The organism is Bacillus sp. FSL E2-8868, assembly GCF_038005505.1.
Taxonomy (GTDB): domain Bacteria; phylum Bacillota; class Bacilli; order Bacillales; family Bacillaceae_G; genus Bacillus_A; species Bacillus_A mycoides.
On the sequence record NZ_JBBOTI010000002.1, the window covers coordinates 1,749,544 to 1,772,702 of the forward strand.

The 23,159-nt window shown below is 37.6% G+C and carries 24 protein-coding genes, 19 tRNA genes, 1 rRNA gene and 4 riboswitches; of the genes, 3 read left to right on the top strand and 41 right to left on the bottom strand.

Annotated features, from left to right (window positions below):
* Nucleotides 1-3 precede the first annotated feature (3 nt).
* A complete protein-coding gene (locus NSS74_RS19930; protein WP_002125351.1) occupies nt 4-465 on the bottom strand; it encodes a MarR family transcriptional regulator in 462 nt (153 codons plus the stop codon).
* A 140-nt stretch (nt 466-605) separates the two neighbouring features.
* On the opposite strand from NSS74_RS19930, the gene NSS74_RS19935 reads away from it, so the two are divergent.
* The gene (locus NSS74_RS19935) at nt 606-1,784 is read left to right on the top strand and encodes an MFS transporter (RefSeq protein WP_340814164.1); all 1,179 of its coding nucleotides are present in this window, start codon (nt 606-608) and stop codon (nt 1,782-1,784) included.
* Nucleotides 1,785-1,803: 19 nt separating this feature from the next.
* On the opposite strand, the gene kdpDN is transcribed toward NSS74_RS19935, so the two are convergent.
* The 18 genes from kdpDN to tenA all read right to left on the bottom strand — a co-directional run bounded on the left by kdpDN (nt 1,804) and on the right by tenA (nt 16,777).
* Entirely contained in the window at nt 1,804-2,958 is a 1,155-nt protein-coding gene (gene kdpDN / locus NSS74_RS19940; protein ID WP_088038509.1) for a KdpD-like non-kinase potassium sensor, read from the bottom strand.
* Between the two features lie 56 nt (nt 2,959-3,014).
* Nucleotides 3,015-3,596, bottom strand: coding sequence for a K(+)-transporting ATPase subunit C (kdpC, locus tag NSS74_RS19945; protein ID WP_060749977.1), 582 nt, complete (start codon nt 3,594-3,596; stop codon nt 3,015-3,017).
* Nucleotides 3,597-3,613: 17 nt separating this feature from the next.
* Nucleotides 3,614-5,704 carry a potassium-transporting ATPase subunit KdpB gene (gene kdpB, locus NSS74_RS19950; RefSeq protein WP_002140441.1) on the bottom strand — a complete coding sequence of 697 codons (2,091 nt, stop codon included), beginning with the start codon at nt 5,702-5,704 and terminating at the stop codon, nt 3,614-3,616.
* 13 nt (nt 5,705-5,717) lie between these two features.
* Nucleotides 5,718-7,385, bottom strand: coding sequence for a potassium-transporting ATPase subunit KdpA (kdpA, locus tag NSS74_RS19955; RefSeq protein ID WP_340814165.1), 1,668 nt, complete (start codon nt 7,383-7,385; stop codon nt 5,718-5,720).
* A 19-nt stretch (nt 7,386-7,404) separates the two neighbouring features.
* Nucleotides 7,405-7,485, bottom strand: a complete 81-nt coding sequence (gene kdpF, locus NSS74_RS19960) for a K(+)-transporting ATPase subunit F (RefSeq protein WP_000972378.1) — start codon at nt 7,483-7,485, stop codon at nt 7,405-7,407.
* A complete protein-coding gene (locus tag NSS74_RS19965) occupies nt 7,482-7,586 on the bottom strand; it encodes a SipW-dependent-type signal peptide-containing protein (RefSeq protein ID WP_000887888.1) in 105 nt (34 codons plus the stop codon). The genes kdpF and NSS74_RS19965 overlap by 4 nt, the downstream gene beginning before the upstream one ends.
* Nucleotides 7,587-7,680: 94 nt before the next feature.
* A riboswitch (cyclic di-AMP (ydaO/yuaA leader) is annotated at nt 7,681-7,826 on the bottom strand.
* A 262-nt stretch (nt 7,827-8,088) separates the two neighbouring features.
* Nucleotides 8,089-8,319, bottom strand: coding sequence for a hypothetical protein (locus NSS74_RS19970; RefSeq protein WP_016101779.1), 231 nt, complete (start codon nt 8,317-8,319; stop codon nt 8,089-8,091).
* Between the two features lie 16 nt (nt 8,320-8,335).
* The gene (locus tag NSS74_RS19975) at nt 8,336-8,722 is read right to left on the bottom strand and encodes a hypothetical protein (protein ID WP_002010661.1); all 387 of its coding nucleotides are present in this window, start codon (nt 8,720-8,722) and stop codon (nt 8,336-8,338) included.
* Nucleotides 8,723-8,815: 93 nt separating this feature from the next.
* Nucleotides 8,816-8,963, bottom strand: a riboswitch (cyclic di-AMP (ydaO/yuaA leader).
* Between the two features lie 85 nt (nt 8,964-9,048).
* On the bottom strand, nt 9,049-9,861 hold the full coding sequence (thiD, locus tag NSS74_RS19980; protein ID WP_002125335.1) for a bifunctional hydroxymethylpyrimidine kinase/phosphomethylpyrimidine kinase: 813 nt from the start codon (nt 9,859-9,861) through the stop codon (nt 9,049-9,051).
* A gap of 15 nt (nt 9,862-9,876) precedes the next feature.
* Entirely contained in the window at nt 9,877-10,896 is a 1,020-nt protein-coding gene (locus tag NSS74_RS19985; RefSeq protein ID WP_002125334.1) for a thiazole biosynthesis adenylyltransferase ThiF, read from the bottom strand.
* A complete protein-coding gene (thiG, locus tag NSS74_RS19990; RefSeq protein ID WP_002186754.1) occupies nt 10,889-11,659 on the bottom strand; it encodes a thiazole synthase in 771 nt (256 codons plus the stop codon). The genes NSS74_RS19985 and thiG overlap by 8 nt, the downstream gene beginning before the upstream one ends.
* Nucleotides 11,660-11,661: 2 nt before the next feature.
* Complete coding sequence (gene thiS, locus NSS74_RS19995; RefSeq protein ID WP_002010653.1) at nt 11,662-11,865, bottom strand: sulfur carrier protein ThiS; 204 nt, start codon at nt 11,863-11,865, stop codon at nt 11,662-11,664.
* 15 nt (nt 11,866-11,880) lie between these two features.
* A complete protein-coding gene (thiO, locus tag NSS74_RS20000) occupies nt 11,881-12,990 on the bottom strand; it encodes a glycine oxidase ThiO (RefSeq protein ID WP_002140430.1) in 1,110 nt (369 codons plus the stop codon).
* Complete coding sequence (gene tenI / locus NSS74_RS20005; RefSeq protein ID WP_016101785.1) at nt 12,983-13,603, bottom strand: thiazole tautomerase TenI; 621 nt, start codon at nt 13,601-13,603, stop codon at nt 12,983-12,985. The genes thiO and tenI overlap by 8 nt, the downstream gene beginning before the upstream one ends.
* 10 nt (nt 13,604-13,613) lie before the next feature.
* Nucleotides 13,614-14,615 (bottom strand): ABC transporter substrate-binding protein, encoded by a 1,002-nt coding sequence (locus NSS74_RS20010; protein WP_340814167.1) that lies wholly within the window; start codon nt 14,613-14,615, stop codon nt 13,614-13,616.
* Entirely contained in the window at nt 14,612-15,364 is a 753-nt protein-coding gene (locus NSS74_RS20015; RefSeq protein WP_002029858.1) for an ABC transporter permease, read from the bottom strand. Before NSS74_RS20015 ends, NSS74_RS20010 begins: the two co-directional genes overlap by 4 nt.
* The gene (locus tag NSS74_RS20020) at nt 15,364-16,113 is read right to left on the bottom strand and encodes an ABC transporter ATP-binding protein (protein ID WP_012260337.1); all 750 of its coding nucleotides are present in this window, start codon (nt 16,111-16,113) and stop codon (nt 15,364-15,366) included. The genes NSS74_RS20015 and NSS74_RS20020 overlap by 1 nt, the downstream gene beginning before the upstream one ends.
* Nucleotides 16,082-16,777 (bottom strand): thiaminase II, encoded by a 696-nt coding sequence (gene tenA / locus NSS74_RS20025; RefSeq protein ID WP_002140424.1) that lies wholly within the window; start codon nt 16,775-16,777, stop codon nt 16,082-16,084. Before tenA ends, NSS74_RS20020 begins: the two co-directional genes overlap by 32 nt.
* Nucleotides 16,778-16,866: 89 nt before the next feature.
* A riboswitch (TPP riboswitch) is annotated at nt 16,867-16,970 on the bottom strand.
* A gap of 60 nt (nt 16,971-17,030) precedes the next feature.
* Nucleotides 17,031-17,143, bottom strand: a riboswitch (TPP riboswitch).
* A 259-nt stretch (nt 17,144-17,402) separates the two neighbouring features.
* Between tenA and NSS74_RS20030 the strand changes: the two genes are divergently transcribed.
* Both NSS74_RS20030 and NSS74_RS20035 read left to right on the top strand, forming a co-directional pair.
* The gene (locus tag NSS74_RS20030; RefSeq protein ID WP_002029853.1) at nt 17,403-18,563 is read left to right on the top strand and encodes an SH3 domain-containing protein; all 1,161 of its coding nucleotides are present in this window, start codon (nt 17,403-17,405) and stop codon (nt 18,561-18,563) included.
* Nucleotides 18,564-18,568: 5 nt separating this feature from the next.
* Nucleotides 18,569-18,901, top strand: coding sequence for a hypothetical protein (locus tag NSS74_RS20035; RefSeq protein ID WP_002010638.1), 333 nt, complete (start codon nt 18,569-18,571; stop codon nt 18,899-18,901).
* Nucleotides 18,902-19,142: 241 nt separating this feature from the next.
* Here the strand turns inward: NSS74_RS20035 and NSS74_RS20040 are convergent, their stop codons facing one another.
* From NSS74_RS20040 to rrf, 22 genes are all read right to left on the bottom strand, one after another.
* The gene (locus NSS74_RS20040) at nt 19,143-20,294 is read right to left on the bottom strand and encodes a DUF3965 domain-containing protein (RefSeq protein WP_012260335.1); all 1,152 of its coding nucleotides are present in this window, start codon (nt 20,292-20,294) and stop codon (nt 19,143-19,145) included.
* A 423-nt stretch (nt 20,295-20,717) separates the two neighbouring features.
* Nucleotides 20,718-21,137 carry a CBS domain-containing protein gene (locus NSS74_RS20045; protein ID WP_002010634.1) on the bottom strand — a complete coding sequence of 140 codons (420 nt, stop codon included), beginning with the start codon at nt 21,135-21,137 and terminating at the stop codon, nt 20,718-20,720.
* Nucleotides 21,138-21,268: 131 nt separating this feature from the next.
* Nucleotides 21,269-21,340, bottom strand: a tRNA-Glu gene (locus NSS74_RS20050).
* Between the two features lies 1 nt (nt 21,341).
* A tRNA-Asn gene (locus NSS74_RS20055) sits at nt 21,342-21,416 on the bottom strand.
* Between the two features lie 7 nt (nt 21,417-21,423).
* Nucleotides 21,424-21,500: transfer RNA gene (locus tag NSS74_RS20060), tRNA-Ile, on the bottom strand.
* Between the two features lie 10 nt (nt 21,501-21,510).
* Nucleotides 21,511-21,581, bottom strand: a tRNA-Trp gene (locus NSS74_RS20065).
* A gap of 3 nt (nt 21,582-21,584) precedes the next feature.
* Nucleotides 21,585-21,660, bottom strand: a tRNA-Thr gene (locus NSS74_RS20070).
* A gap of 20 nt (nt 21,661-21,680) precedes the next feature.
* Nucleotides 21,681-21,756, bottom strand: a tRNA-Phe gene (locus tag NSS74_RS20075).
* 9 nt (nt 21,757-21,765) lie between these two features.
* A tRNA-Asp gene (locus NSS74_RS20080) sits at nt 21,766-21,841 on the bottom strand.
* A gap of 2 nt (nt 21,842-21,843) precedes the next feature.
* A tRNA-Met gene (locus NSS74_RS20085) sits at nt 21,844-21,920 on the bottom strand.
* Between the two features lie 24 nt (nt 21,921-21,944).
* Nucleotides 21,945-22,037, bottom strand: a tRNA-Ser gene (locus NSS74_RS20090).
* 61 nt (nt 22,038-22,098) lie between these two features.
* A tRNA-Ser gene (locus tag NSS74_RS20095) sits at nt 22,099-22,191 on the bottom strand.
* An 18-nt stretch (nt 22,192-22,209) separates the two neighbouring features.
* Nucleotides 22,210-22,282: transfer RNA gene (locus tag NSS74_RS20100), tRNA-Ala, on the bottom strand.
* 15 nt (nt 22,283-22,297) lie between these two features.
* Nucleotides 22,298-22,371 (bottom strand) — tRNA-Pro (locus NSS74_RS20105).
* Nucleotides 22,372-22,381: 10 nt separating this feature from the next.
* A tRNA-Arg gene (locus NSS74_RS20110) sits at nt 22,382-22,455 on the bottom strand.
* Between the two features lie 3 nt (nt 22,456-22,458).
* Nucleotides 22,459-22,547, bottom strand: a tRNA-Leu gene (locus tag NSS74_RS20115).
* Nucleotides 22,548-22,563: 16 nt separating this feature from the next.
* Nucleotides 22,564-22,638: transfer RNA gene (locus NSS74_RS20120), tRNA-Gly, on the bottom strand.
* Between the two features lie 29 nt (nt 22,639-22,667).
* A tRNA-Leu gene (locus tag NSS74_RS20125) sits at nt 22,668-22,748 on the bottom strand.
* Between the two features lie 14 nt (nt 22,749-22,762).
* Nucleotides 22,763-22,838 (bottom strand) — tRNA-Lys (locus NSS74_RS20130).
* A gap of 13 nt (nt 22,839-22,851) precedes the next feature.
* Nucleotides 22,852-22,927 (bottom strand) — tRNA-Thr (locus NSS74_RS20135).
* A gap of 4 nt (nt 22,928-22,931) precedes the next feature.
* Nucleotides 22,932-23,007 (bottom strand) — tRNA-Val (locus tag NSS74_RS20140).
* A 5-nt stretch (nt 23,008-23,012) separates the two neighbouring features.
* A 5S ribosomal RNA gene (gene rrf / locus NSS74_RS20145) occupies nt 23,013-23,128 on the bottom strand.
* Nucleotides 23,129-23,159 lie beyond the last annotated feature (31 nt).

A 23,159-nucleotide genomic window follows, 5' to 3' on the forward strand; every position in this document is an offset into this window, starting at 1 on the left:
CAATTATATTTCCAAATGACCAGAGACATCCTTTATAAACCTTTGAATAAAATCTTGCTCTTCTTTCGTATATCCATCTAAAAGTAACAGCCACTTTTCTTCAGCTTGTTTATGCAATTTTTCATGAGCTTTATATATTTCATTTCCTCTTTCCGTTAAGCGGAAGAAAATTTCTTTTTGATTATCTAACATTTGCATTTTCTCAACGAATTGCTTTTGAAACAACTTTGTACAAATTTTAGAGATTGCGCCTTTCGTCATTCCCATTTCTGTTGCAATAGCAGTTACATTCATCAGACCATTTTTTCCGATACACTCGATAACATGTAACTCAGATAAAGACATACCACTTACACCTGTCTCACGAAGAAACTTCTCATTATTTTCTTTCAAATGCTCTTCTTTTTTATGAAAAAGTGTACGAATATCCGATAGTATTTCCATTTGTTTCGCTGTACGTTCCAATCCATTCGCCTCCTAAGTTTCCAAAGAAACAATTTAACTATATACCATTTTAAAATCATTTTTTCATCTTTACAAGTGAGAAAATCATGTTAAAATTAATTTAGTTTCCAAGGAAACCAAATGACAAGGAGGTTAACATTATGGAAAAAACCAAACTGAATTTCATTTTATATGTTGTCTGTATGAGTGCCTTACTCGGTTCCTTCGCTCAAAATATTTATACACCTATCTTGCCGAGGATTCAAAATTCGTTTCATACTTCTCTTTATCTTGTAAATTTAACCGTTTCACTTTTCACATTCGTTCTTGCGGTTATGCAGCTCATATACGGACCTTTAATTGATACAAAGGGAAGAAAATCTGTCCTTATCCCTAGTTTAATCATTAGTACAATCGGCTCAATTGGTTGTGCTTTCTCACCGAACATTTACTTATTTCTATTTTTTAGAGCTGTTCAAGCTATAGGAATAGCGGCTATACCTGTAGTTGCAGCAACGATTATCGGTGATTTATTTGAAGGAAAAGAACGCGGAGAAGCGATGAGCCTTTATCAAATGTTACTTGCTCTCGCACCTGCAATCGGTCCTCTCATAGGTGGCTATCTCGGCAGTATAAATGGCCACTTATCTGTATTTCTTTTTTTATCTACAATTGGCATCATCTTATTAATTATAAACATTTCACTACTTCCAGAAACAAAACCAAATGTAATTGAGAAACCTAAAGCAAAAAAGAATTACTGGCTTATCTTAAAAAATAAAACTGGATTTTCCATTACACTTATTGGCTTTATTCAATTTTGTATATATTTCTGTTTCCTCGTTTTTTTACCTAGCATATTAACAAATATATTTCATCTAAGCGCAAGCGAAATTGGTCTTATGTTTGTACCGATGTCCCTTTCTCTTATGTTAGGAAGCTATTGCTACAAATTTTTGCAAAAACATTTCACAACAAAGCAGGCTTTATTCATCACTAGTTTCTTCAACATTATATGTGTCACTTTATTCTCTTTCACATATAGCATCAATACCCCATCCGTAATTATCGTTACCTCTTTATACGGTTTTAGTATGGGACTTTCTATGCCGACTCACACTACTTTATTAACGGAAGAATTCGTACAAGAACGCGCAACTGCCATCGGTATGTACAACTTCATTCGCTATCTTGGTATGGGTACAGGGCCTATTGTAGGTGGGTTTCTTTTATTTAATCAAAATTACTTTTGGATTTTCTTCCTAGGGGCAATTATATTTCTACTTATAGTTTTACACGCAATGAAAATGCTACATTCCCATGCTGCACAAAGAGCTTAAGAGACCTATAGATGGTCTCTTAAGCTCTTTGATCAGCAACGATATGAATATCAATATACTTCGTTTGTCTCATAATTTCATTTACAATAGAACCTTTTCGTATTTCTTCCCACCGTGTTCTCGCCGATTGCCCGAGTAAAACTTGTGTCACCTGTAGTCTTTTTGCAACTTCAATAATAACATCAGCGGGCTTTCTTCCCTTTGCTTCTTCTAATACAAAGCTCGCATCAAATTGATTCGTTAGCGATTTCCATTCTTCAATCGTTTGCTTTTTGCCAGCTGAAATAGAATCTATATTTTCTCTTTCAACGTTTAACACATACAATTCAGCATTTAGCCGATCAGCCATGCGCCAACCTCTCCGTATTAATTTCTCTGCTGTTGAACTGTATTGTACACAAACGAGAATTTTTTCTTTCACACCGATCGGTTCTATTACTGTTTGGCTAATTTTCTCATCCATATCATCTGCAACTTCTCGAAGTGATAACTCTCTTAATGCCCCTAAATTATTTATCGTAAAGAAGTTTTGTAAGCTTTGCTCTATTTTTTCTTCCTTATATATCTTTCCATCTATTAATCTCTTCCGGAGTACCTCAGGTGTTGCATCAACAAGCTGAATTTCATTTGCTTTTTGTAAAATAAAGTCTGGAATACGCTCTCGTACTTTGACATTCGTAATTTGAGCTACAATATCATGAACGCTTTCTAAATGTTGAATATTAAACGCTGATAATACAGATATACCGGCATCTAACAATTCCTGCACATCCATGTAACGTTTCTTATTTTTCGACCCGGGAATATTACTATGCGCAAGTTCATCCACAACAACAATTTGTGGTGCCCGCTTTATAATTCCTTCTACATCAAGCTCATAAAATACTTTCCCTTTATAATCTATTTCTTTTAAAGGAACTTTTTCTAAATCAGCAATTGCTTCTTCCGTCTCTTTTCTACCGTGTGTTTCAATTAAACCAACTACAATATCAATACCGTCTTTTTTCATCTCTCTTGCATCAAATAGCATTTTATAACTTTTCCCAACTCCAGGTGCAGCCCCTACGTATAGCTTTAACTTTCCGCGATTTTGCTGCTGAATATATTCTAAATACTCTTCTGGCGTTCGCCTTTGAAACGTCGGTTTATAGTCATCCGCATACAAAACACTCACAACCTTTCTTTCGAAACAACGCTACCTCAATCCGTTAGATTGAGGTAGCACTGTTACTATTTCATTAATTTCTGCAATTCTAAATTTAGCTTTAAGACGTTTACACGATCCTCTCCAAATAAACCGAGTGCAGCTCCTTCTGTTTGATCCTTAATCAATTGATCTAGCTTTTCTTTCGGAATATTCGTTAATTTTGAGATGCGATCTACCTGTACGGAAGCCGCCTTCGGACTAATGTCAGGATCAAGCCCTGAACCTGAATTCGTCACTAAATCTATCGGTACTTCTGTAACTGGAACGGCCCGGTTTTGTTTCTTCCAGTCATCAATACTTTTCTCAACTCGTTTTGCTAAATCCGGATTAGACGGTGCATAGTTATTTGAACCAGATGCTTCTGCTTTATATTCTATACTAGAGACACGTCCATGAAAATAACGTGGATCTGTGAAATTTTGACCGATTAATTTTGAACCAACTACTTCATCTTTATCATTATATATAAGACTTCCATCCGCATTATCCTTCATTACCGCTTGCGCAATACCAGTTACAATAAGCGGGTATACAAGGCCGCACAAGACTAAGAACGTAAAAGTAATACGAATAATTGGTGAAAGTATACTTTGTTTTTCCGCCATCTTTTTTCCCCTCTTCCTTATATGAACAAGCCGACAATCATATCAATTACTTTAATTCCAATGAATGGAACGATCACTCCGCCAAGCCCATAAATGAGTAAGTTTCTGCTAAGCAATGCATTAGAACTCATCGGTTTATATGCGATACCTTTCATCGCTAGCGGAATAAGTAACGGAATAATAACCGCATTAAATATTAATGCTGATAAGATTGCTGAAAGCGGTGATGTTAATTTCATAATGTTTAATGCTTCCATTTGCGGAATCGCAAGTGTAAACATTGCTGGAATGATTGCAAAGTATTTTGCAATATCGTTCGCAATACTAAACGTCGTTAACGCACCACGTGTCATTAACAATTGCTTACCGATTCCTACAACCTCAATAATTTTCGTTGGATTCGAATCTAAATCAATCATATTTGCTGCTTCTTTCGCAGCTGTCGTCCCACTATTCATTGCTAATCCAACGTCAGCCTGTGCTAATGCCGGAGCATCATTTGTACCATCACCTGTCATCGCTACAAGTTTCCCTTTATCTTGCTCTGCTTTAATAACTGCAATTTTATCTTCTGGTTTACACTCAGCAACGAATTCATCTACCCCTGCTTCTTTTGCAATTGTTGCTGCTGTTAATGGGTTATCCCCTGTACACATAACCGTTTTAATCCCCATTTGGCGCAATTGTTCAAAACGCTCACGCATACCAGGTTTTACTGTATCCTTTAAATAAATTAAACCGTAAATACGATCATCCACTGCAACTAAAAGTGGTGTTCCGCCTTCTTTTGAAATTAAATCTGCTTTTTGATTCACATCTTTCGGAATCGTTCCGCCTTGTGATTGAACCCATTCAATAACGGCACCGACAGCACCTTTTCTCACTTTCGTTCCATCCTGTAAATCAACACCGCTCATTCTTGTTTCTGCTTTAAATGGAACAAATTCACCTTGTTCTGCAATTTCTCTATTATATGATATAGATTTCGTTTGTACATATTCTATAACAGATCGACCTTCTGGTGTTTCATCTAAAACTGAGCTAATCGCAGCCCATTTTCCTACTTGCTCAATCGTTTCATTTCCTACTGGTAGCAGTGTATGTGCCATCCGGTTCCCGAAAGTAATCGTACCTGTTTTATCTAAAATAATTGTATTAATATCACCCGCAGCTTCTACTGCTTTCCCTGACATCGCTAATACATTAAACTTTGTTACGCGGTCCATCCCAGCAATGCCAATTGCTGATAATAACCCACCAATTGTCGTTGGAATTAAACAAACTAACAATGCTACAAGTACAGCTGTATCAATTTGAAACCCTAAATAGTTTGTAAAAATCGGCAACGTCACAACGACGATTAAGAAAATTAGAGTTAAACTCGTTAATACTGTATTTAAGGCAATTTCATTCGGCGTTTTTTGACGCGCAGCTCCTTCTACTAAAGAAATCATTTTATCAATAAATGATTCGCCAGGATTACTCGTAATTACAATCGTAATCTCATCACTTACGACCATCGTACCGCCTGTCACTGAACAAAAATCGCCACCCGCCTCTTTTATTACAGGAGCTGATTCCCCTGTAATTGCAGATTCATCGACAGACGCTAAACCTTTAATCACTTCACCATCATTTGGAATCATTTCTCCTTGTTTTACAATAACAACGTCACCTTTTCTCAGATCAGTTGCTGAAACTTGAACAATATCTCCATTTTCTTTTACAACATTTGCAAACACATCTTTCTTCGATTGTTTTAAAGAATCGGCTTGCGCTTTACCACGCCCTTCAGCTAAAGCTTCTGCAAAGTTAGCAAATAAAACTGTAAATAATAGAATGAGAGAAACTGTTATATTAAACCACCCTGGTACACTACTAGAACTACTTGGAAGAAAGGATAAAATTAACGTAATGATAAATCCAATTTCCACAACGAACATAATCGGATTCTTTATCATTACTTTCGGATTCAATTTCGCAAAGGATTGTTTCATTGCATGTGTCACGATATCACGATCCATCGTTTTTGCTTGTCTAACCTCATCTTCTACAGCATGTATTTGTGATTCATTTACTCTTTTTTCTTTTACTACTACCGGTCTCATCATTTACCCTCCATTACTTCAATGTAAGAAATTCTGCAATTGGGCCAAGTACTAACATCGGGAAGAATGTTAACGCACCAACAATTACAATTGTTCCGATAAAGATCCCTCCAAATAAACCATTATCCGTACGGAATGTCCCGACTGTTTCTGGTACTACCGTCTTCTCTTTCAGTGAAGCTGCAACAGCTAGCATCGTAATTAAACTGAAATAGCGTCCTAAAAACATAACTAAACCAGTCGTAATATTCCAAAACGGTGTATTGTCTGCTAAACCTTCAAATCCAGATCCGTTATTCGCAGCTGACGATGTGTACTCATATACAACTTGCGTTAAACCGTGGAAACCTGAATGAGAAATTGCATCCGTTCCTAAGCTTGTTGAAAGAGCTAATGCTGAAAGCCCTAAAATAAGCAATGGATGAAATAAAATCGTTACCGCAATCAATTTCATTTCCTTACCTTCAATTTTCTTACCTAAAAACTCCGGTGTCCGTCCAACCATTAAACCAGATATAAAGACTGCAATAATTGCATACATAATAATGTTCACAAAACCTGCTCCAACACCGCCGTATACTGTATTTAACATCATATTTACGAGTGGAACTAGACCACCAACTGGTGTTAACGTATCATGCATCGTATTAACGGCCCCCGTTTCCGCAGCTGTCGTTACTGTCGCATAAAGGGAAGAAAATACTGTTCCAAATCGGACTTCTTTTCCTTCTGTACTTCCTTTTACATGTTCGATACCCATTCCATTTAACGCTGGATTCCCATGTAATTCAGATGTAGTAATCGTTATAAATCCTAGTAAAAATACCATGAATAGTGAAACGAAAAGGATACGACCTTGTTTTTTATTTCCTACCATTCGTCCGTACGTAAATGGAAGTGCTGTTGGCAATAACATCATAAGCATCATTTGCAAAATATTACTCATTTGCCCTGGATTTTCGAAAGGATGTGTAGAGTTTGCTCCGAAAAATCCACCGCCGTTATTTCCGAGTTCCTTAATGGACACGAATGATGCAACAGGCCCACGTAATATACTTTGCTTTGCCCCATCGATTGTTTGTGCTGTAACCGCCCCATCTAACGTTTGTGGTACACCAAGTGCGACAAAGACTAACGCCGCAATAAATGCGATAGGAAGAAAAACTCTCGTTAACGCTCTCGTAAAATCAACGAAAAAGTTACCAAGTTCTTTTCCAGCGAGCCCTCTTATAAATGCCATAACGATGGCTAACGTCGTTGCTGGTGCCGCAAACATTAAAAATGTAATCCCGATTAATTGTGATAAATAAGATAAACCATTTTCACCGCTGTAATGTTGTAAGTTTGTATCAGCCATAAAACTAATCGCTGTATTAAAAGCGAGCGTAGGCTCCATCCCTTCAATATGCGCTGGATTTAATGGCAATACACCTTGTAATCTGAAAATGAAATATACGACGACAATCATAAATCCATTGAGTAGAACTAATGATAATGCATACTGTTTCCACGTTTGATTGTATCCTTTTACACCTGTAATTTTAAAAATAAGTTTCTCAAAAGGCCCGAATACTTTATCTAGCTTCTTGCTACCTTGAAAGGCTTTCTCTAAATAAATCCCCGTTGGCTTTGCTACTAAAATAAACAAGAGCATTGTAATAACGACTGCAACCCAAATCATAATGAATGATTCCCCCTAATTAAAACTTTTCTGGATTTAATAATGCGTATACTAAGTACACCGTAATCGCTGCAACAATAACCGATAAGGCAATCATCATGATTGCTTCCCTTCTTTCACAACTTTATCTGACCAACTTGCAAGACTTGCCATCGATGCGACTAACCCAACAAAAATACCGATCATTACAACATCTAACATAACTACCCCTCACTTTTGTTAAATTTTACCATCTAGTTATCAAAAAAAGAACACTAAGCTCTACTTAGTGTTCGAAACGAACAACACAAAGTAAACCTCCTCTCTAAACGCTTACGAGGTTAGCTGTCGGATTCGGGCCTAAAGAGTAGCCCTACTTTCAAAATTGAAAGATTCACCCCAAGTGACAATGCACAAAATTGGTTCCCCCGCTCCATTTCTGGAACTCAGCGATTTTAGGTTTTTTTTGGAAATTTTATGAATGATTTATGAGAGTAAATATACTCCTCTAAATTTAACTTGTAAAGGGGTAAATTACTGAAAATAAGAAAATATCCATCTATTTAAGCGTTTACATTAGTTGTTATTAATATTTTTTCATCTGTTTTCTCGTCTTTCCTTTCTTTTTCACAGAAATGATCTTTTAAATACGAAATAAAAAGAGCGAATTACATGAAGTGCATAGCTTGTTGCACTCAGCATTCGCTCTTTTTTCATTCAACCTTTATTCTCCACGCAAAAAAGCACGCAAATTTCTCCCTCGAATATAAACTTGTGATAATTCCGCATGTAACTGCTCATATTCGGTAATATCCGCCTCTAAATACAAAACATCTTTTGATGGTAATATAATATATGGACCTGGAAAAAGAGGATCGAGCACTACCAATTCGTGAACTCTCTCTACCGATATCGCCCAACGATTCGCTATATCTCCTAGTAACAACACTTTCATCTTCATTTCCCCCACCTTATTCAAAAAATAAAAAAGAAATATTATCACAGTTCGTAAACACTACAAATTTAGCTCCAATTGTTTCATAGAGCCTGGCCGGATAGCGTTTATTCTTTGTAACAACAGTAATAGGCGCTTGAAAAGAAAAACGAATGTGTTCTGTGAAGAAACTAACTATCGGAAGCTCATCCCCTAGTAAAATCACCTTCTTAATACGTGTGCAAATACTAGTAAAATCCTTCTCCTTATTACAGCTATAAGCTGATTCAAACCCATACTCTCTAACTTCAGCCGCTATCTCTTCATTGGCTGTAAAAATAATTAACTCATGCTGAAATGCTACTAGCTCTCTTAAACTCTTTACCTTGTTTTTTTCTCCAACACAAATAAGTGTTAGTTCCATGTACCTCATCCTCCTTAGCATAAAAGAACTCAAACATAGATTGATATTCTCCTATACTAATCAGACCGATGAAGTGATGTATCCATCATGGCACCGTCCTCTCTCAAGACGCTTACGAAGTTAGCTGTCGGATTCGGACTTTGAGAGTAGCCCTACTTTCAACATTGAAAGATTCACCCCTAGTGACGACGCACAAATTGGTTCCTCCGCTCCATACATTTGGACTCAGCGTATTACAAAAAATGTATTCTGGCTGATATATTACTCCTGTATTTGGAAAAAGTAAACACAAAAAAAGCCAGTTAACAAACTGGCTTCTCGTATCTTTATACATGCGTCTTATTCAATTTATATGCAAAATGATTCGTCGGCCCATGACCACTTCCAATATTCAATGGCTCTTCAATTGCTATACTAATAAATCGTTTTGCTTCTTGAACTGCCTCTTCCATCAAGTAGCCTTTCGCAAGTCCTGCTGTAACCGCTGAAGCAAATGTACACCCACTTCCGTGCGTTTGCTTCGAAGGAATTCGTTCACTTCTAAATTCAATAAACTGCTCACCATCAAAGAGTAAATCAATTACTTCATTACCTTGATATTCTGCATGTCCGCCCTTCATAAGCACATATTTAGCCCCTAATTCATGCAATACTTTTGCAGCTTCCTTACTATCTTCTACATTATGAATCTCCATTCCAGTTAACACTTCTGCTTCAGGAACATTCGGTGTGACAACAGTTGCTACTGGCAATAAATATTCTTTTAATGCTTGTACTGCTTCTTGTTGTAATAATGACGCACCGCCTTTAGCAATCATAACAGGATCTAGCACAATATTATTCCAGCCAAATTTCTTAATATGCTCTGCCACAATTTGAATAATTTCACTACTAAATAACATTCCCAGTTTCACAGCATCTGGCGTTAAATCCGTACCAATTGAATTCAGCTGCTCCGTAATCCCTTCTAAAGAAACAGGATATACCCCTTGAACGCCAAGCGTATTTTGAGCAGTAATTGCTGTAATAGCCGTCATTCCATACACACCAAGCTCTTGGAATGTTTTTAAATCCGCCTGAATCCCAGCGCCGCCTCCGCTATCAGACCCTGCAATTGTTAAAGCTTTATTCACTTTCATCCCACTCATCCTTTTCTACCCAAAATAGCGATGATAAATTGTTTTCGCTTCGCTTATATCTTTCGTGCCATGTACAAGTACACGGCCATCTTTAAAAGCAACTAATCTCTTTTCTTCAACCGAAAATGATAATAAATATGGATTTACATTCAAATCATTCACGCGATCATTCAGCAATTTTTTATATTGTTCAAAATCCATTTCCTCTTTATGAGGTGGTCTAATTTGAACTGTATTTCTCCCGCATAACACTGCTGTTTTTGAAGTGTTTTCCTTATTTAAATATGGATATACTGCCTGTTCACCACACGATAGACAATTATGTTTACGAAGCTTTCGCACATTCATACATGAATATTCATTTTTCCATACATCAAATGATACAAGCCCATCTCGAAGCGAGTCATAATCTTCTACTAACAGTTTAAGTGTTTCCGTTACTTGATGAGAAACGACAAGAGACACAGCAGGCGATATAATCCCCGCTGTATCACATGTCGCTCCCCCAAGCGGAATCGATTGTAATAAACAAGATAAACATGGCGTTTTTCCTGGAAGAATAGTATAAGAAAGACCGTAACTCCCTACACATGCCCCATAAACCCATGGAATAGAATATTTTTGCGATATATCATTCACAATGAAACGTGTTTCGAAATTGTCAGTCGCATCGATGATTACATCAACATTTGTAACGAGTTCTTCCAACTCTTCAGCCGTTACATCCTGAACGAGAGCTTCTACTCTTACTTCACTATTAACCTCTTCTAGACGTTTTTTTGCCGCTACAGCCTTCGGAAGATTATTCTCTACATCACTCTCTGCATACAATTGTTGTCTTTGCAAATTACTCCAATCGACATAATCACGGTCAACAATTGTTACTTGACCAACGCCTGCTCTTACAAACATCTCTGCGTTTGCACTACCTAATGCGCCTGCACCGATAATAAGTACATGCTTTGTCCTTATCTTTTGTTGCCCTTCTTCCCCAATTGGAGAAAATAGCTCTTGGCGAGAATATCGATTATTCAACTACGCTCATTCCTTCTAAAGGACTACTTGCTGTTGCACAACGTTTACGTGCAATACGACCTGCTTCAAACCCTAATCGTCCTGCCTCAATACCTAATTTCATTGCATATGCCATTTTAATAGGATCGTTCGCTCCAGATACTGCAGTATTTAATAACACACCATCTGCTCCTAATTCCATTGCAAATGCTGCATCAGCTGGACTACCAATACCAGCGTCAACGATAACTGGTACTGTCGCTTGTTCAATAATGAAACTTAAATTTAATGGATTTACAATACCAAGCCCTGAACCAATCGGTGATGCTCCTGGCATAATCGCGTGTACACCAAGTTCTTGTAATTTACGAGCTAATACAACATCATCAGATGTGTATGGTAGAACGATAAATCCTTCTTCTAGTAACATTTCAGATGCCTTTAACGTTTCTACTGGATCAGGTAATAACGTTCTATCATCACCAATAACTTCTACTTTTATCATGTCACAAAGTCCAGAAGCTTTTGCTAATTTTGCAATACGAACAGCTTCTTCAGCATTTTTTGCTCCTGCTGTATTCGGTAATAACGTATATTTTTTCACATCAAGTTTCTCTAATAAATTAGGCTGCTTCGCATCGAATATATCCATACGACGTACTGCGAATGTTAAAATCTCAGCCTCAGAAACATCAATTGCCTTTTGCTGCACATCAAAATCAGGGAATTTCCCTGTTCCTAATAAAAGTCTAGAATGAAATGAAAATTGTCCAATGTTTAACATAATCAACCGCCTCCTACGAAAGTTACAATCTCAATTTGGTCCCCATCAAAAACAGATGTATCGTTATGATCATCTTTTTGTAAAATATCTTTATTACGTTCTACTACAACAATTCTGTTATCTAACTCTAAATGTGTAAGTAGCCCAGCTACTGTTTTTATACTCTCTGGTACTTCAATTTGGTTACCATTAATTTTTAAATTCAAACTTCCATCCCCTTTCTAAACCGTTTTAGAAAGCAATGAATCTAGCAAGTGATTCTCCTGCTTTCCTTCTATTAAATCAGCCATATACTGACCAGAAACAGGACTTAATAAAATGCCGTTTCGATAATGGCCCGTACAAGCATATAAACCTTTTATTTCTTCATGCTCTCCCATATAAGGAGCTTCATGATTAGACTGCGGTCTTAACCCAGCCCACGTACTTTCCCATTCTGCTTCTTTTAAAGCAGGCAATATTGTGTAGGCACGCTCTAATATGGAAGTAATACTTTCTGGTTGTACAGACTTATTAAACGTATGAGGCTTCATTGTTGCCCCAATTACGTAACGGCCACCACGTTTCGGTGTAATATAAAAACGTTCTTGGAAAATAGGAGCTTTCAAGAGCGGTTTCTTGCTTCTTACTGCAACAACTTCACCCTTCACAGGATACGTGCCCCAATCACTATGGAAATAATGTAGTAATTTCGTACTCCATGAGCCTCCAGCGATAACGACTTTTTCACATGTGATTACACCTTCACTCGTAACAATTCCAGTCACTTTATTATTTTCAATACGAATATCAAACACTTCTGTTTGTTCATATATATCAGCACCGGAAATTGCTGCAGAATGTGCGAATGCTTTCGTAAGCTCTGGTGCAATAACTTGACCATCTTTCGGATAATATACCGCCCCTATAATTGACTCGGAAAGAAACGGCTCTTTTTCCCGTAAATGGTCCCCCGTTAGAAATCGGGAATCTTCACCTGTTTTCTGCTGCCAATCCATAATATGAAGAATTCTTTTCTTCTCATCTTCATTTTGAGCGATGCGATAAATGCCCTTTTCTTCATACCCAATATCGATGCCTGTTTTTTCACGTAAAACTGCTGCAAGTTGTGGAAATATAGCACGGCTTTCTCTAGCAAGCTCAAACAACGGATCATATGCATCCCATTCTGCCTGAACACCGAGCAAACCAGCAGCTGCTTTCGAAGCTTCAGATGCGATTCTTTGCTTCTCTACAATCGCTACTTTATGCCCTCTTTCTGCTAGAAAGTGTGCAACTGAACTACCAATTACACCTCCGCCAATAATCGCTACATCATACTTCTTACACATGTTTTTCCGCCCACTTTCTTATTGATTCCTTATAAGATTTCGCCTTGCTATACGGATTACTACTGCTTATAATCCCGGACATAACAGCAATGCCACTTACACCATTTGCAAGAACATCACCTGTATTTTCAGGGGTAATCCCACCAATTGCAGTTATTGGTATGGATAAACAACTTGCCATATGAGCAATTTCTTCTAATCCTCTCGCTGGCACACCTTTTTTACAATCTGTCGGAAATACATGACCATAAACGAGTGAATCTGCTCCATTTTTAAATGCTACTATCGCTTCATCTAGCGAATGTACTGAATAACCGACATGCAAATAAGAAAACTTTTCTTTTACTAACCTTACATCTGCGCTTCGATATCCTAGCTGAACACGCGGAATATTTAATAGAATAGCAATATCAATTCGATCATTTATCACTATCTTCGATGCTGGAAAGCCTTTCCCCAAAAGACTTTCCACACCTTCATACAATTCCTTCGTACTTTTCTCACGCTCACGAATATGCAAATAATCGATCTCACTCTCAATTTGCATCGCTACATTCACTAACTCTTCGAATGGCATATGGCCATTTGAGATTACATGGAGCTCATTTTTCATATTCATTCGCCTACTTTAAAATATTTTCAAATAATTCATCGGCTGGAATGATTTCTTTCGTCATTCCTGTGTCTTTCAACCATTTATTTTGTTTCTCCCATGACTCTTTTGAATCCGATAAGAATGGCTCATCTTTCGTTTCCATCTTCTCTAATAAAATTTTCATACTTTCTTTTTCAACTTCTGGTACAAGCGGGAAGTTTTCTTTTTCTTGATGATCTAATAAAATATTTAATGCTTCATCGGGTTTTTTCTTCATAAAGTCATACCCTTTTTGTGCCCCACGTAAAAAGGCTTGCAATGCTTCTTTATCTTTTTTCAACGTTTTATCACCCGTTACAAACACAAGCTCATGATAGTTCGGTACACCATAATCTGCTGGATTAAAGTATGCTGGTTCATGACCTTCATGACGCATAACAGGTACTTCATGGTTAATGTATGCCCCTGTTACCGCATCCACTTTTTTCGTAATTAATGCTGGTACTAAATCAAAGCCAACATCGACTACTTTCACTGTATCTGGATTACCACCAGCTTCTTTTACCATCGTTTTTAAATACATCTCACTTAAAGGTGTTCCAGAATATCCAACTGTTTTCCCCTCTAAATCTTTTGGCGATTGAATGCCTGCTGACTTCAGTGATACAACATGATTTAACGGTGAACGTACGACAGCTCCAATTGATTTCACTGGAATTTGTTCATTTGCTTTTGCCATGACAACATCTGGTTGATAATACAAACCAACTGTCACTTTCCCTGCTGCCGCTAGCGTTAATGGATCAGTCGGATTAGAAGGGAATTTAATATTCACCTTGACTCCTTCTTCTTTAAAGTATCCTTTTTCAATTGCCGTATAAATAAAGCTATGTACCGCATTCGGGTACCAATCAAGCATTACTGTTATTTCTTTTTCTGATTTATTCTTATCTGATGCCGAGTTACTCGAACATCCTGCAATCATTGCAACTAATAATGTAAACACAAAGATGCGTTTTAATAATTTCATGAATGTTTCCTCCAACTAATAAATTTCTTTTCTAATATCGAAACAAGTATGACGAAGAAAATAGCTAATAATGATAACAATACAATTGGTGCAAATACACCAGCTCCGTCTAACTGCGTCATCATTCTTTTACTGAAATATCCAAGCCCAGCTTGTGCACCGAGCCATTCACCAATCGCTGCCCCAATAACGCTAAGTGGTATCGCAATTTTTAACGCTGAAAAAAAATAAGGAAGAGCAGATGGCAACTTTAGCTTTAGAAAAACATCTTTTTTCGTTGCACCATATGTAACTAATAGCTCCTCCCATTCTTTTTTCGTACTGCGCAGTCCATCATACGTATTGACCGCAATTGGGAAAAACGTAATTAAAACGGTAACAACAACCTTACTCCAGATGGTATATCCAAACCATAAAACGAAGAGCGGTGCAAGCGCAGTGATCGGGATTGTTTGTGAAGCAACTAATAACGGATAAAATGCTCTTTCCATCCACGTACTCGCATTCATTAACATTGCTAGCCCTACGCCCAGTACGATAGAAATAACAACGCCTATTAAAACGACGTATAACGTTGCAGGTAAATGAACCGTAAATAATATATCTTTCAGCGCCCATATCTTCATTACAATTGCAGAAGGTGATGGCAAAATGTACATCTCATCTACAATTCTTGCTCCTACTTCCCACAGAGCAAGTAAAATTCCACTTAATATAAGGGCAGGTAATAACTCCTTCAAGCGATTCATCATACGAGTACCTGCCTTTGTAACATACTAAGGAGCTCTTCTTTAAGCGCTAACACTTCAGGCTTATATAAATCTTTTCTTGTTCGGTTACGATCAAGCGGCACAATTCGCTCAGTTAAAGTTGCTATCGGTTGATTTTCTACAACCAAAATTCGATTAGAAAGAAACAATGCTTCTTCAACATCATGAGTGATAAATAAAATTGTTTTTTCCCACTCTTTCCATTGTTCAAACAACCATTCTTGCAAAGATGCCTTCGTTAAAGCGTCCAATGCGCTAAACGGTTCATCTAACAATAATATCTCCCCTCCTGTTAATAAAGTTCGGATAAAAGATACGCGTTGCCTCATACCACCAGATAAATCTTTCGGATATTTTTTCTCGTACCCTTGTAAACCAAATTTATGTAACAGTTCTTTCGCTTTTACTTGCGCTTCTTTCTTCTGCACACCTTGGCACTCTAGCGGCAGGGCCGCATTCTCAATAATCGTCCTCCACGGCAAGAGCATATCTTTTTGGGGCATATACCCTACAGGATGACTCTTTGTTTTTGTCAGCTCTATCTGTCCAGTACTTGCCTCTTCTAAGCCTGTAATAAGACGAAATAAAGTACTTTTCCCGCATCCACTCGGCCCGATAATACTTACAAACTCTTTATCTTGTATAGAAGCATTTAATTCATTGATGATTGGTTTCTCATCATAATGAAAGGTAACATTATGAAACTGTAGTATGTTCTTGCTCCTCAAAACCCCACATCTCCTTACGATAAGCCATATCCCAGAATAAATATTCAAATCGGCTGGAATATAAGAAAATCTCCTCTAATCGGTCTAGCTCTTTCTCTGACTTTCCAACTGCCATTTCATTTAATAAATCTATTAACCAAATACAAAGGTTACCGTATTCTTCAGAACTATATCCTTGAATCCACTCTCCAAAGAACTCATGATCTCTTGCTCCAGGAATATCATTTAAACGCTTTCCGATCTCCCAATAGCTCCACATACATGGAAGTAAAGCTGATATTAATTCTGCAAGTGTGCCATTTTGAGATACAGACATCATGTAATTTGTATAGGCTAAATTTTTAGCAGATGGTTTCGCAGATTCTATCTCCTCTACAGTAATGCCAAGTTTGTTTGCATACTGTTTATGGATCGTCATTTCTCCATTTAAAATCCCATCAATTTGCTCTGCAAATTTTGCCATAACTTGTGGATTCGTTGCCTTTACAACCCCAATTGCATATAGCTTTGCATAATCTAACAAATATAAATAATCTTGAATAATATAGTACTGGAATTTGTCTTTTTCCAACGTACCATCCCCCATACCTACTACAAACGGATGATTATGACTTTTCTCCCAAACAGGCTGCACCGTATCAAATAATCTTTCACAAAATTTCATTAATAATTCCCCTTCCTATATATCTATTTATCTCAATAAAAAAACCACTTCTGTATATAAGAAGTGGTTACAGCAAATAAAATTATAATTTATTCGTTGTTCCACTTCCCTTCGCTAGTATTATCTAGATCAGGTGTTGTAAGGGTTAAGGATTATTCCTCTCTCAGCACGAAAAGCACCCCTAGTGGTGTTAATATGAAATTTTCAAATAAAAAAGCCCCGTTTCTATACGCAAAGAAACGGGGACTCATTGTTAATGTCCGAATTGCTTCCCTACGCTAGCATAATCTAGATCAGGTAATAAAAAGGATCAAAGGCTTATGGCCCTACTCTCAGCTGGCAACACCAGCCCTCCTAGCAAACTATAAAATTATCACTGTCAGTATAACATCGCCATAAGACATCATCAACTGTTTTAATTTTCTTAATTGCGAATTAAATATTAACGTGTTAAACAAATATAAATGCGACCTCACAAATGATATATACAATATTTATATACGAATCTCTCTTCTGACATTATTTTTATTGATTTCATATTACATTTATGTGAATACGACCAATATATTATATCTTTATACTATAATAAAATTACAACTATACAACTAGAGGAGGTCTTTATTACATGAATATGAAAGCCACAGCTTTAACAGCAACTACTATCGCAATTGCTTCTTTACTTCCTTCTATGGGAGAATCCGATATACAAACAGCGGCTGCTAAGCAACCATCTACAGTAAAAACTGGATATGTAAAAATTGACAACGTTGCACTACATCAAAATAGCCATACAGACAGTGCAATAGTTGATACCATTCGATTTAATAGCCCGGTTACTATTCTTGAAACAGTTCAAGATTGGTATAAAGTATCTGTTAACAACAAAACAGGCTATATGAAAAAAGATGCAATTCTATTCAAAAAAAATGTTCAACCAAAGTCTCAATATATCGTAAATGCAAACGCATTAAACGTTCGTTCTGAACCTAATACAGAGTCTTCTATTCTAGATATATTACCAAATGGTCAATTCATTACCATTCAAGGTGAACAAGGAGATTGGTACAAAATATTACATAACGGTCAAATTGGTTACGTACAAAAAACATTTGTATCTAATGGATCCACACCTCTAGTAAAAGGTGTAACAGTACAAGGTTCTCCTTCTTATACTGTTGCAACACCAAAATTAAATGTACGTAGCAATGCTAGCACAAGTGGCACTCTACTTGGCTCATTACAAAATGGTACACAAGTACAAGTAGTAGAAACGGTAGGTACTTGGTATAAAATTCGTTTTGGCACAGGATACGGATATGTAGCAAAACACTATGTAGTGCAAAATCAAAATCAAGCACAAGCTAAAACAGCTCAACCTGCATCAATTCCAGCAGTTTTCAAATTCCCTACTCAAGGGAAAATCAGCTCCACTTTTGATATGCGCTGGGAGCAAATGCATTATGGTATAGATATAGCAGCACAAGGAAATGTCTCTATTCAAGCTGCTGCTGCAGGTAAGGTTGTGAAATCTTATTATTCGGCTAGCTACGGCAATGTCGTGTTCATCGCCCATCAAATAAATGGGAAATTATATACAACAGTTTATGCTCATATGAAGGATCGCACTGTACAAGCTGGTGATCAAGTACAAACTGGACAATTAGTAGGTCATATGGGAAACACAGGTCATTCATACGGGCAACATCTCCATTTTGAATTACATAATGGGGAATGGAATTTTGAAAAAACAAATGCAGTAAACCCACTGCCATATTTAGTTAGGTAAATTATATGCCACGCAATATACCTCTCTTTATTGAATACCTGGCCTTTTTAGGTTTAATCTGTTGTTTAATCATTTATAATACGAACACTGTATTTTTATCTATTATTATTGCTTTTGTTGCTTTAGAAATCATTATGGAAGCATTACAAATGCGGCTAAAACAAAAAATTGCCCATATTTATAATGTAATTTTTCTTTTAAGTGCTCTTATAACAAATATAATTAGTAATGGTTTTTATTTATCTACCGTACTTCCTGTATTCTTTATAGGTGTTTTATTATTCATAGCTAGATACGTTCATGTTCCTAATAACCAAAAACATGAACAAGAAGCTTAGAAAGAGGAGACACTGTGTACCAATCTTTCAAAGATAATCCAATGAAATATATATTGAATTTATATGAAAAAATGAATACTTTTTTTGGTATACAAGGAAGTTATACTGCACAATTTCTCCTTTATGGAATGTTATTTCTTATCTTAGTTACTTTCTCCTTGCTTTACTAACAAAAAAAGGATCTCACATAAACTTGAGATCCTTTTTAATTTATATTAATTTTTAATATGTAAAATACGGTTTATCCACAAGCATATTTTTCATAAATGAAACTAAGATTATATTTTTTCTCTAAGCTCATTCTTTGTTCATCGTCGCACCAATAGAAAAGAATATCATGAATCGTTGCATAACGCTTATTTTTAAGAAATAGTTTAAAGAATGATGGTAAACAATCATGTAATTGTATAAATATATAATTGCGTAGTATTTCTTCTTTGTATTCAATTCCCTTACAAATATACAGTAATTCTTCACAATAATATGCATGCTGTGGAACTTGGATCATTTCGAAAAATGGTACATAGGATAGTAGCTTTCCAATAAAATGACCATACCGATCCATTACCCCTATCGTCATATGCTCCATCATTTCTTTCATCACATATAAATAATCATCTACATGAGTTGTCTTTAAAGGGTCTAATCGATCGGAAATTTGTGAAAGTACAGCTCTTTGACAAGCTAAAACTGCTTGACTAGGTCCATAATATGATAGGAAGTCTGTACACTTACGATACTTTCGTAATAAGTCATGTGTGTATAAATCATATACAAAAGTATTACAATACATTGCCAGACTCATCATATCACTATTTAATTGCTCTTTTGACAGTGTTTTAGCTCGCTTACACATATAAAAGAATGTAAATTCCAATACTTCTTTATGAGATAATAGATGTTTGCAATCTGTTATACATTTCTCACTAAATTTAACTCGCTCCCAAATTTCTACATCCTCAGCTGTTAATTCACCAATACGATATTTAATAATTAAATAGTTTAAAGCAACTGCTTTCGTCAAAAGATCCCATGTTTCATACTCCAATGAAGTTCGGACAAATTCATCTAGCCCTTGGGTTATCATAAAAGCATTTGCCTCTTCATACCAACCAATCTCTTGACATAAACGAAGAATACGTACTAGAGTTGGAATTTCATCTTTATGAAACTGCGGTAAATTCTTTACTTTATTCATGCCATATACGATAAATGCCGCTAAATTTTCTTCTTTATAAAATTCTTTTTCTTTCCATACTAATATAGTTCGCTCTTTCCTTTCACCTTTTGGATGACAAGGTACAAGCAAAGAAAATAACTCAGCGAAATTATTTGGTTCTATATATGTATCTGTAACCAAATTCCAATTTGGATCGCCCTGTACAGCCCTCATATAATTCCCCTTCCCTTTTTATCCCGCTATTTGCGGGCAGTAAGACTCCCACCTCAAAATTCTGCGAATGCGAGGAAGTTAGGTGGGAGATAAAACTGCCCATAAAAGCCCGATTGGTTCAACTAATAATTATTGGGGGATGGACACCCCCCAATAATTAAAGTTTCACTTTATCTACGTAGGAAATATTAATTCATTATTACATCATTAACAACGAATATTGTTATATTCAAAATCTATAATAACACTTATATCTCTCAGTATATCATTTTTTCTCTTATTAAAAATTAGGAATGACAAATTTAAAAAAACTGTCAAAAATATTGACTCTATACTTATTATATAATGTCTCAGATACATCACGCTAACATATTAGTTTAATCCGTATATACTAGAATAATGTATCTGATCTTTATACATAATTTATTCCATATGCTCTGAGATTTCACTTAAAGCAAACCCTGCTTGATCATCTGCTGATTTTCTTATAGCTAAATCACCTAGTGCTAGCATCCCAACAAGTTGACCGCTCTCAACAACCGGTAACCGTCTAATTTGATATTGTGCCATTAATTCTGTAGCTTTTTCAATAGAATCGTCCGGAGAAACTGAAACAATGTTTGTTGTCATTACATTTGTAATTTGATTAGATCCAGGATGTTTTTCAGCAATCCCACGAACAACTAAGTCTCGATCAGTAACAAGCCCAACAACTTGTTTATTTTCAATAACAGGAATCAATCCAACCGATTCTTCCTTCATTTTTACAGCTGCCTCATATACATTGTCTAATGGTGTACAATGTACGATATGAGTACTCATAAGTTCTCTAACTTGCGTCATTTTTCATCTCCTCCTTTTAATACATACCATAGCTTTTCCTAAATCCCTTTATTTATTTCAGGAAAATAAGGTGATAAAAAGAGGCTTATACATAATAAAAAAGAGTCAGCAATATGCTGACTCTTTTTTTATGACCCGTACGGGATTCGAACCCGTGTTACCGCCGTGAAAGGGCGGTGTCTTAACCACTTGACCAACGGGCCATGGCTCCGCAGGTAGGACTCGAACCTACGACCGATCGGTTAACAGCCGATAGCTCTACCACTGAGCTACTGCGGAATATATATGGTGGGCCTAAATGGACTCGAACCATCGACCTCACGCTTATCAGGCGTGCGCTCTAACCAGCTGAGCTATAGGCCCATATACTTTACAGGGGCAGTAGGAATTGAACCCACACTGGAGGTTTTGGAGACCTCAGTTCTACCTTTAAACTATGCCCCTAAATGGTGCCGGCTAGAGGACTTGAACCCCCAACCTACTGATTACAAGTCAGTTGCTCTACCAATTGAGCTAAGCCGGCATAAAAAAAAAACAAAAAAATGGTGGCTCGGGACGGAATCGAACCGCCGACACGAGGATTTTCAGTCCTCTGCTCTACCGACTGAGCTACCGAGCCAACATAAAATGGCGGTCCCGACCGGGGTCGAACCGGCGATCTCCTGCGTGACAGGCAGGCATGTTAACCACTACACCACGGGACCATTGGTTGCGGGGACAGGATTTGAACCTGCGACCTTCGGATTATGAGCCCGACGAGCTACCGTACTGCTCCACCCCGCGACGATATTATGTTTTAAAAATAAATGGAGGAGGTAGAGGGATTCGAACCCCCGCGCGACTCTCGCCGCCTGTCGGTTTTCAAGACCGATCCCTTCAGCCGAACTTGGGTATACCTCCATGAAGGAAAAATTAATATCTTATTCATTTTTATATGTAACTAAACCACTTTTTAAAAAAATGGAGGAGGTAGAGGGATTCGAACCCCCGCGCGACTCTCGCCGCCTGTCGGTTTTCAAGACCGATCCCTTCAGCCGAACTTGGGTATACCTCCGACATATAAAAAATAAAGTGGAGCCTAGCGGGATCGAACCGCTGACCTCCTGCGTGCAAGGCAGGCGCTCTCCCAGCTGAGCTAAGGCCCCATGTTTTTGGGAAAATCGGGAAGACAGGATTTGAACCTGCGACCCCCTGGTCCCAAACCAGGTGCTCTACCAAGCTGAGCCACTTCCCGTTAATAAAAGCGCGCCCGAGAGGAGTCGAACCCCTAACCTCTTGATCCGTAGTCAAACGCTCTATCCAATTGAGCTACGGGCGCATATGGTGCCGAGGGCGGGGGTCGAACCCGCACGGTGGTCACCCACCGCAGGATTTTAAGTCCTGTGCGTCTGCCTGTTCCGCCACCCCGGCATGTCATACTGAAAATTGGAGCGGAAGACGGGATTCGAACCCGCGACCCCAACCTTGGCAAGGTTGTATTCTACCACTGAACTACTTCCGCAAGACATGTTTGAGTTATTTTATTAAAAGTGCGGGTGAAGGGAGTCGAACCCCCACGCCAAAGGCGCTAGATCCTAAGTCTAGTGCGTCTGCCAATTCCGCCACACCCGCATATTTCATTAAAATGGTGAGCCATGAAGGATTCGAACCTTCGACCCTCTGATTAAAAGTCAGATGCTCTACCAACTGAGCTAATGGCTCTTGCAATAAAAACTGGTGCCGACTAGAGGACTTGAACCCCCAACCTACTGATTACAAGTCAGTTGCTCTACCAATTGAGCTAAGTCGGCTAAATGGTGGAGGATGACGGGATCGAACCGCCGACCCCCTGCTTGTAAGGCAGGTGCTCTCCCAGCTGAGCTAATCCTCCGAATTGCCTGGCAACGTCCTACTCTCACAGGGACAAGGTCCCAACTACCATCGGCGCTAGAGAGCTTAACTTCCGTGTTCGGTATGGGAACGGGTGTGACCTCTCTGCCATCATTACCAGACTGTATTCATTTAAGACAAGAATTATCATAA

Excerpts from the sequence above, each read along its gene's own strand:
- thiD (WP_002125335.1), bottom strand. The coding sequence starts at position 9,861 with ATGAAAGTGAATAAAGCTTTAACAATTGCAGGGTCTGATAGCGGAGGC.
- tenA (WP_002140424.1), bottom strand. The coding sequence starts at position 16,777 with ATGAAATTTTGTGAAAGATTATTTGATACGGTGCAGCCTGTTTGGGAG.
- NSS74_RS19975 (WP_002010661.1), bottom strand. The coding sequence starts at position 8,722 with ATGGAACTAACACTTATTTGTGTTGGAGAAAAAAACAAGGTAAAGAGT.
- NSS74_RS20010 (WP_340814167.1), bottom strand. The coding sequence starts at position 14,615 with ATGAAATTATTAAAACGCATCTTTGTGTTTACATTATTAGTTGCAATG.
- NSS74_RS19935 (WP_340814164.1), top strand. The coding sequence starts at position 606 with ATGGAAAAAACCAAACTGAATTTCATTTTATATGTTGTCTGTATGAGT.
- NSS74_RS20040 (WP_012260335.1), bottom strand. The coding sequence starts at position 20,294 with ATGAGGGCTGTACAGGGCGATCCAAATTGGAATTTGGTTACAGATACA.
- NSS74_RS19965 (WP_000887888.1), bottom strand. The coding sequence starts at position 7,586 with ATGTTAGATGTTGTAATGATCGGTATTTTTGTTGGGTTAGTCGCATCG.
- kdpA (WP_340814165.1), bottom strand. The coding sequence starts at position 7,385 with ATGATTTGGGTTGCAGTCGTTATTACAATGCTCTTGTTTATTTTAGTA.
- kdpC (WP_060749977.1), bottom strand. The coding sequence starts at position 3,596 with ATGGCGGAAAAACAAAGTATACTTTCACCAATTATTCGTATTACTTTT.
- NSS74_RS19970 (WP_016101779.1), bottom strand. The coding sequence starts at position 8,319 with ATGAAAGTGTTGTTACTAGGAGATATAGCGAATCGTTGGGCGATATCG.
- kdpF (WP_000972378.1), bottom strand. The coding sequence starts at position 7,485 with ATGATGATTGCCTTATCGGTTATTGTTGCAGCGATTACGGTGTACTTA.
- NSS74_RS20015 (WP_002029858.1), bottom strand. The coding sequence starts at position 15,364 with ATGAATCGCTTGAAGGAGTTATTACCTGCCCTTATATTAAGTGGAATT.
- thiO (WP_002140430.1), bottom strand. The coding sequence starts at position 12,990 with ATGTGTAAGAAGTATGATGTAGCGATTATTGGCGGAGGTGTAATTGGT.
- NSS74_RS20045 (WP_002010634.1), bottom strand. The coding sequence starts at position 21,137 with ATGACGCAAGTTAGAGAACTTATGAGTACTCATATCGTACATTGTACA.
- kdpB (WP_002140441.1), bottom strand. The coding sequence starts at position 5,704 with ATGAGACCGGTAGTAGTAAAAGAAAAAAGAGTAAATGAATCACAAATA.
- thiG (WP_002186754.1), bottom strand. The coding sequence starts at position 11,659 with ATGTTAAACATTGGACAATTTTCATTTCATTCTAGACTTTTATTAGGA.
- tenI (WP_016101785.1), bottom strand. The coding sequence starts at position 13,603 with ATGAAAAATGAGCTCCATGTAATCTCAAATGGCCATATGCCATTCGAA.
- NSS74_RS20030 (WP_002029853.1), top strand. The coding sequence starts at position 17,403 with ATGAATATGAAAGCCACAGCTTTAACAGCAACTACTATCGCAATTGCT.
- NSS74_RS20035 (WP_002010638.1), top strand. The coding sequence starts at position 18,569 with ATGCCACGCAATATACCTCTCTTTATTGAATACCTGGCCTTTTTAGGT.